Source organism: Vibrio sp. V19_P1S1T109 (genome assembly GCF_002241375.1).
Taxonomy (GTDB): Bacteria; Pseudomonadota; Gammaproteobacteria; order Enterobacterales; family Vibrionaceae; genus Vibrio; species Vibrio anguillarum.
Window position 1 is genome coordinate 1 of record NZ_NDIM01000188.1, and the last position, 7,855, is coordinate 7,855.

The window sequence follows — 7,855 nt, forward strand, 5'->3', positions numbered from 1 at the left end:
TATTATGACGCAGCAACGCAACCTCGCACCTTCTGAAGAAATCATGATTCAGATTAATGATATGAATAAATGGTACGGTGAATTTCATGTACTAAAGAATATCAATCTTACCGTTAAAAAAGGCGAAAAGATCGTTATTTGTGGCCCTTCAGGCTCAGGAAAATCGACCATGATTCGCTGTATTAACCGCTTGGAAGAGCACCAAAAAGGACAAATCGTCGTCGCGGGAAACGAACTGACGGAAGATCTTAAAAATATCGAAGCCGTGCGACGCGAGGTCGGTATGTGCTTCCAACATTTCAATCTTTTTCCACATTTAACCGTGTTAGAAAACTGTACACTCGCTCCAATTTGGGTAAAAAAGATGCCTAAAGGAGAAGCTGAAGCGGTTGCGATGAAGTATTTGGAACGCGTAAAGATTCCTGATCAAGCCGACAAATATCCCGGTCAACTTTCTGGCGGTCAGCAGCAACGAGTTGCGATTGCACGCTCATTGTGCATGAACCCACAGATTATGTTATTTGATGAACCAACATCTGCACTTGACCCAGAAATGGTACGGGAAGTATTAGATGTTATGGTTGAACTTGCAGGAGAAGGCATGACAATGCTTTGTGTTACCCATGAGATGGGCTTTGCTAAAGAAGTGGCCGATCGCGTTATTTTCATGGATGCTGGTGAGATCATTGAAGAAAATAACCCTGTTGAATTTTTTGAAAATCCTCAATCCGATAGAACGCGCAATTTTCTCTCTCAAATTCTCCATCATTAATGGATTAACGACCAACAAAGAGAGAGGTGAACATCACCTCTCTCTTTGTTTATGAGCATAGACACATGGTGTTACACATTCTTTAACATCTAAGTGACTATTTTTATTAAAATTTGCACAAGACAAATACGACACAGGGCTTGATTTTTAGCTCATTCAGCCCCATAAATGTACAAACAAACATAAACCCTTACGAGGAAGATTATGAACAGCCCTATGTTTACTCGCTCAGCTAGCTTAGAGAGCACACTACAAACTAATAAAGTGTTGAAGAATACTTACTTCTTGCTTTCAATGACTCTTATCACCAGTGCTATTGCTGCGATGGCAACAATGGCAATGCAGATTTCACCATTCATGGCACTCGCTATGCAGTTGGGAGCAATCGGTATTCTATTCTTCGTGATGCCTAAAGCCATTAATTCTTCTTCTGGTATAGTGTGGACATTTGTGTTCACCACATTAATGGGCGGAGCTCTGGGCCCAATGCTTAATCACTATGCGGCAATCCCGAATGGCTCTAGCATTATTGCTCAGGCACTCGGTCTTACTGGCCTTGTTTTTATGGGCTTATCAGCTTATACCATTACGACTAAAAAAGACTTTTCGTTCATGAGAAGTTTTTTAATGGCAGGCCTCATTATTGTCATCGTTGCGGCGATTATTAATATTTTTGTTGGTTCTACCGTTGGCCAACTTGCGATCAGCAGCATCGCGGCGCTCGTGTTTTCTGGTTTTATCCTATTTGACACAAGCCGCATCGTACGAGGTGAGGAGACAAACTACATTAGTGCTACCATCTCAATGTATCTAAATATCCTGAACTTGTTCACAAGCTTATTGGCTATTCTAGGCATTATGAACGACGACTAATTTACGTCGACATTTTGTCCAAACGAGCCCGCAAGCCACAGCTTGCGGGCTTTTTGCTTTCTAAACAGTTGAGATCACACATTCACTACGCTACCCTAAACGCGGATTTTTAATCGAGTAATAAAGATGTTTGAATACAATGGTAAAACCGTCGAAACTGATGCTCAGGGTTACCTCCTAGACCATACCCAATGGGAAGAAGGAATGATCCAGACACTGGCCAGTCAGGAAGGTATCGAGTTAACAGACGCTCATCTAGAAGTCATTTTGTTCGTACGCCACTTTTATGAAGAGTTTAATACTTCACCCGCAGTGCGTATGTTAGTCAAAGCGATGGAAAAAGCGCATGGTCCGGAAAAAGGCAATAGCAAATATCTGTTCAAACTCTTTAAAAAAGGCCCGGCCAAACAAGCAACTAAACTTGCTGGGTTACCAAAACCTGCCAAATGCTTGTAGTGTGAAACTAAGCCCCCAAGCAACTTAACCATACAAAGCACAAAGCGGTGCTACTTTTAAAGTATTTCGAATCCGCTATATTTTTCAGTATAAGAAAGAAGTGATTCACGCAACACAGACATTACTTTCGCCGTTTTGGGGCCTTGTTGAAGCCACTGATAAAACTGCTCCAAATTTTCACTATTCCCAATGGCGATGACTTCAACCTCGCCGTTATGTAAATTTTTAGCATAGCCTGTTAAGCCTAGCTTTAGTCCTTGATGAGCGGTGTGATAACGAAAACCAACCCCTTGGACCCTGCCTGTCACGATAAACTTGTCGCACTGTTGAGCCATTTGGATCCCTCTATCTATGTTTAAATACTCAATCATTTATCTACTAAAATGCGTCGTTCACTATAATGAAAGAAATGACAATGGGTTAATTTGATGTACATCCCATAGACACTCTCTCCAAACAATTTCCTTTATTTACGTATGACGCTCGCTCTTTGTTTGCTTTCCATTACCTTTTCTATGAAAATACGCCCCCATTTTGAATATTCATCGAGTAATGTATGACAGCTGCAATCTATCTAGTCAAAGGCCGTGAAAAATCTTTGCGCCGTAAACATCCATGGGTTTTTTCCCGAGGGATCAGCAAGGTAGAAGGTGAGCCTAGCCTTGGAGAGACCGTCGACGTTTATACTCATGATAATCAGTGGTTAGCAAAAGCAGCCTATTCCCCTACTTCTCAAATTCGAGCTCGCGTTTGGAGCTTTGAGAAGCAGGAGATCAATGTCGATTTTTTTGTGAAACGGCTCGAAGATGCACTGTTAGTTCGCCAGGAGATTATTGAACGAGATGGTCTTACAGGCTTTAGGCTGATTGCAGCAGAATCAGATGGGTTGCCCGGTATTACTATCGATAAGTATCAAGATTATCTAGTATGCCAACTGCTTAGCGCAGGGGCTGAATATCATAAAACGAATATTGTTAAAGCGCTGACAATCGTTTTCCCAGAGTGCCATGTTTACGAACGTTCAGATGTTGCCGTTCGTAAAAAAGAAGGTTTGGAAGAGCACATGGGCGTGCTGCATGGCGATGAGCCGCCAAAATCAGTCATTATCGAAGAAAATGGCGTAAAAATTAGCGTCGATATTGTTGGTGGACACAAAACAGGCTTTTACCTAGACCAACGTGACAGCCGCCAGAAATCAATAAAATATGTGAAGGATAAAGATGTCCTTAACTGTTTTTGTTATACCGGAGGCTTCGGTTTGTATGCTCTTAAAGGCGGTGCCAAACGTGTAATTAATGCCGACGTCTCACAACCTGCATTAGATACCGCCAAATACAATGCAGAGATCAATCAATTCGATATTTCCAAAAAACGCGCTGTATTTTTGAATGCCGATGTTTTCAAATTATTGCGAGAATATCGTGATCAAGGAACGCTGTTTGATGTGGTGATTATGGATCCACCTAAGTTCGTATCGAGTAAAAACAACCTGACCTCCGGTGCAAACGGTTATAAAGACATCAATATGTTGGCAATGCAAATTTTAAAACCGGGTGGCACTTTACTCACCTATTCATGCTCTGGCCTTATGGGCACCGATCTCTTCCAAAAAATCATTGCCGATGCGGCGCTCGATGCAGGTCGTAGCGTTAAATTTGTTGAAAGGTTCGAGCAAGCCGCTGACCACTTAACAGATTCAGCCTACCCTGAAGGGTTTTATCTAAAAGGGTTCGCCTGTAAGGTGTTGTAAGCCGTATTTTATAGGCAGCAAGAAAAACCGGAGCTCTAATCAAGCTCCGGTTTTCGTTATTTTAGTCCTTTAAATGGTTTAGGTTATCCATCAAGCTACTGGTGATATCCGCAGCTGACGCACCATCAAAGTCCACGGTCAATGTTTGACCCGACTTAACAATCGTTAGGTGCGATTCATGTTCATTTCCTGTAACACGGATAGATACATCGTCCGCAACACCTTGATGATCTACACCACCCAGTCCATCAAGCAATGCTGTGATCTCATCTTTGGTCATGTCTCCAAACAAATCGGAAAAATCTAACGAATCCCCTTCCGAACGATGGAAGTCAGTAACGCGGTCAGTCGCGGTTTCCATCTCAACCCATTTGAATATGTCTGCACCACTATCACCCGTTAAGATATCACTACCAAGGCCGCCAATAAGGGTGTCGTTACCTTCACCACCTCTCAAACCATCGTTGTGAGAACCACCATCAATATAATCATCACCAGTATGACCAAAAAGGATATCAGAGCCAGATTGACCAAATATTCGATCATTGCCACTACCGCCATTAACGACGTCAGCATTACGGCTTGATACATCGTTCGATAATAACAAACCATCATTATCTAACATTGAATCAGTGCCAGAAAGATTGCCTGTCATTACGTGATGATTGGCAATCTCAGACGCAGAAAGTTCCAAATCATCATCACTACTGTAACCATGAGATCCCGTCATTCCTGCATAAATGACGTCATTTCCAGAGCCCGTCTCAATATGATCGTTCCCCGATCCACCACTAACAGTTTGGTTTTGAGAGCCATTATTATAACCTTGCCCTACGTGAATATGGTTTTCATTGCCATGAACATCACGTACTGTACCTAACAAATTACCCCCGAAAGCAACATCGAATCTATCTGGGTGCTGTGAGTTTTCACCATTTCTAATAACTATCATGTCATTTAAATCATTGCCTTCAACCGTCAATGGTAAACCTACGGGTACACCATTTTTATCTACAGCGTTGACCGAAATCGTTAAAGTACTATTGGCAGCATCACCATCATTATCTCTCACTGTATAACTAAAAACTTCCTGTGCGTTGAGGGGGATCTTAGAGGCATCCTCAGTCACTTGATAAGTATAGCTACCATCAGCCATCAGAATCAGCTCGCCATACAAACCAATAACCTTAGTGCCAACACCGGTATTAATACTGCTTGATGTTTCTCCATTCACACACCCTATGACAGTCAATGATCCATCGGCACCGTGCAAATCGTTATGCATTACATTACCTAAAGCACTTGGCAAATGGTAACCACTTCCTTCAACAATCTTTGCCACCAAGTCAAACTGGTTGGATGCATTTTCGTCTGTCTTTATCGAGTTGATAACATTACCGTTTTTATCAACAAAACCTAAGACTTCAACTGTATACATCTTACCTTCAAATTCAAAAGTCACAGATTGACTTTCAATAGTAATGATATCCCTTGGATCAGACTGATTATTTGGTGTTTCGTTATGGGCAAAATTCACCGTAATCGTCACAGGAGTTACTCGACCATAAGCATCGGTTACTGAAAACGTTACATCTAGTGTTGCCCCCGTAATCGAGTCATAGATAGGGTAATTATAGTGAGTAAAGGTTCCTAGTTGGACTAGCTCATTGAGAGCTATATTTCCAGCTAGTCCACTATCGTTATCAATAAAACCATACCCTGATTGCCCATACCCTGCACTCGTTCCCCAGCGTACTTGGTCTAAATCAGGGTCAGCATCGCGCGAATCATAAATTGTAATATTTGAACCACCTGCGATATTGCTCCACTTAGCCGAAACACCGTTAAAATTAAATGAATCGGCTAATACATTGATTGAAGCAACATCCGCATTAGCGATAGGAGCATCATCCTCAATAACAATGGTGATTGTACTTGTGTTCGAAATACCACTTGAATTTTGTGCTTCAATGGGGATATCAATCACAAGTTCATCTTCTCCACCATTATTCGTGTGGTCGAATACAGCATGCAACTGACTAGTCACCTTGCCTTGGTTATCTACGGTAATTTCGACCACTTTATTGTCAGCAACCGTTCCAATCAGTCTCTGTTTATCCGCAGATAAGTTCCAGGTAATAGCTACACCATTAGAAGTGTAAGTACCAACCGGAATCCCCATAGAAAGCTCAGAGGTGTTCGCAATATTAAGCTGCCCTTCCACTGAGGTCTGGTTAGTCGTGTCTTGTGAACCAGTGATAGATGCGTCATCCGCAATCCCGCCTTGTAATCCTTCTTCAGAAACATTGAGCGTCAATTCACCAATAACCGGTGGAGACACAGGCTTGACCGCAAAACCAAGCACAGCACTGTCACCATCGGCATCAGTAACTTTCACTTGGAAATCAATGTCTCCATCACCTAACGGCGATTGTATATTTTGATACTGGTAAAACTCCCATTTTCCCGTTGTCGGTGTAAACTCGAGTTTGAAGACTAAATGCCCTTCTGCATCTTTACCAGTAAGAGTATTTGCTCCTACTAATCCAACAGTAATGTCAGAGCCAGTAACCGTTTTGAGTGTCGCAGATTCATCCAGGCCAACTAATTGTAGTGCACCTCGGCCATCGGCCCCCCATTGCGGTTCAACGACACCAGAACCATAAGCAATTGGCTGCGGCGCATCCGAACCAAGAAACTCGATATTTTTAACGGTAAAGTCACTATTATCTTTATGATTGAACGAGTTACCATTATCAGTAGCTTTGATAACCATCGTATCAAAGCCACCCTGCTGCACAGAAAAGTCTTTAGCGTAATCTCCACGATTTTCATCAGAGGTAAAACTTTGAGTTGCAATCAGCTTTCCATCTCGCCAAAACTCAACAATCCCGCTTTCGCCCTCACCGCCAAACATTTTGCTGAACTCAATTTTCGCACCATAAGCTACCGTGTTAGGATCGAGTTTAATAACCAACTCTTCGGATGCAGAACTGCCATCTGAAAACTTACGAAAATCAACTTCATTAGCAAGATTATGGTACGGAGAATCCTTACTACTAACGCCGATACCTTCGCTGTCACCATTAATATTTGCACTAACTAACGTGGATGATAAAGCTGAAGAGAATCCTTTTGCAGTAATAGTAAATTGACCACCGTCAATCGTAGTCCTATTACCACGGTAACTCGTTAAATCAAACTGGCCAGTTAACACATCAGGGATGTCAGTTGCTGTGGCAGCAACTGGATCCATCGCATGGTCGCTAGGCGCATCGTCTTCAATGATGATAGATAATTTGCTTTCCGTTGTGGTTTGCCCATCTGAAACAAATACGCCGAGATCTAAACTCAGTGTATCTTCTTGGGAGCCATCTGGATGGTCGACAGGGCTGAGTAAAGTGACCGTATAGTTCCACTCGCCCTTGCCACTTGCATTAGGAGCAGTAAGTTCGATTTCAATAACGGATTTAGAATCACTCCCAGATGTAGAGCCTATCAGCTTGTGATTTTGAGCATCCCATTCCCAAACGACTTCCATACCTCCCGACGTGATGCCCTCCGGTCCCGAAAGAGTGATCCCTACGGAATCGCTATCTATATCATCAATTGTGATGGTGCCAGATGCCTTAACTGCGTCGCTTGTATCTGAGGATCCAATATCATCTTGAAGTCCACCAGATAAGCCTTCCTCGGAGAGAGGAGCAATGCTTGAGATTGCGATGATCGCCGCGTCGTTCGTGCCCGTGATGGTCACGGTCACGGTGTGCGGCGTGCCGTCCACGCTCTGCACGGTGAAGGTCTCAACCTTGGTCTCGTCTTTGCCCAAGTACTCCACTTTGCTGTTGTCGACGTTGTACGTCCACACGCCACCTTCTGTGATGCTCAGGCTGCCCAGCGGCGCGCCTTCCGTCGGGTGCGCCACCGCCGTCACGTTTGTGAGGAAGGTGTTGTCGGCGTTGTTCCCATCCTTGTCTTCCGCGGTCAGAGTGCCGCTGTCACTT

General features: G+C 43.2%; 6 protein-coding genes. 4 read left to right on the plus strand and 2 right to left on the minus strand.

From position 1 onward, the window contains the following. Positions 1 to 4: 4 nt before the first annotated feature. The 3 genes from B9J87_RS08935 to B9J87_RS08945 all read left to right on the plus strand — a co-directional run bounded on the left by B9J87_RS08935 (position 5) and on the right by B9J87_RS08945 (position 2,101). Positions 5 to 772 carry an amino acid ABC transporter ATP-binding protein gene (locus B9J87_RS08935; RefSeq protein WP_013856933.1) on the plus strand — a complete coding sequence of 256 codons (768 nt, stop codon included), beginning with the start codon at positions 5 to 7 and terminating at the stop codon, positions 770 to 772. A gap of 204 nt (positions 773 to 976) precedes the next feature. Next, positions 977 to 1,645 carry a Bax inhibitor-1 family protein gene (locus tag B9J87_RS08940; protein ID WP_010318447.1) on the plus strand — a complete coding sequence of 223 codons (669 nt, stop codon included), beginning with the start codon at positions 977 to 979 and terminating at the stop codon, positions 1,643 to 1,645. A gap of 126 nt (positions 1,646 to 1,771) precedes the next feature. Continuing rightward, on the plus strand, positions 1,772 to 2,101 hold the full coding sequence (locus tag B9J87_RS08945; RefSeq protein ID WP_013856934.1) for a TusE/DsrC/DsvC family sulfur relay protein: 330 nt from the start codon (positions 1,772 to 1,774) through the stop codon (positions 2,099 to 2,101). Between the two features lie 56 nt (positions 2,102 to 2,157). Here the strand turns inward: B9J87_RS08945 and yccX are convergent, their stop codons facing one another. Beyond that, on the minus strand, positions 2,158 to 2,436 hold the full coding sequence (gene yccX / locus B9J87_RS08950) for an acylphosphatase (RefSeq protein WP_026028007.1): 279 nt from the start codon (positions 2,434 to 2,436) through the stop codon (positions 2,158 to 2,160). A 221-nt stretch (positions 2,437 to 2,657) separates the two neighbouring features. Between yccX and B9J87_RS08955 the strand changes: the two genes are divergently transcribed. After that, positions 2,658 to 3,851, plus strand: a complete 1,194-nt coding sequence (locus B9J87_RS08955; protein WP_094150313.1) for a class I SAM-dependent methyltransferase — start codon at positions 2,658 to 2,660, stop codon at positions 3,849 to 3,851. A 61-nt stretch (positions 3,852 to 3,912) separates the two neighbouring features. Here B9J87_RS08955 and B9J87_RS08960 read toward each other — a convergent pair whose 3' ends face one another. Next, a complete protein-coding gene (locus B9J87_RS08960) occupies positions 3,913 to 7,839 on the minus strand; it encodes a VCBS domain-containing protein (protein WP_441351331.1) in 3,927 nt (1,308 codons plus the stop codon). Positions 7,840 to 7,855 lie beyond the last annotated feature (16 nt).

Coding starts and splice junctions, on each gene's coding strand:
- B9J87_RS08935 (WP_013856933.1), top strand. CDS start 5: ATGACGCAGCAACGCAACCTCGCACCTTCTGAAGAAATCATGATTCAG.
- B9J87_RS08940 (WP_010318447.1), top strand. CDS start 977: ATGAACAGCCCTATGTTTACTCGCTCAGCTAGCTTAGAGAGCACACTA.
- B9J87_RS08945 (WP_013856934.1), top strand. CDS start 1,772: ATGTTTGAATACAATGGTAAAACCGTCGAAACTGATGCTCAGGGTTAC.
- yccX (WP_026028007.1), bottom strand. CDS start 2,436: ATGGCTCAACAGTGCGACAAGTTTATCGTGACAGGCAGGGTCCAAGGG.
- B9J87_RS08955 (WP_094150313.1), top strand. CDS start 2,658: ATGACAGCTGCAATCTATCTAGTCAAAGGCCGTGAAAAATCTTTGCGC.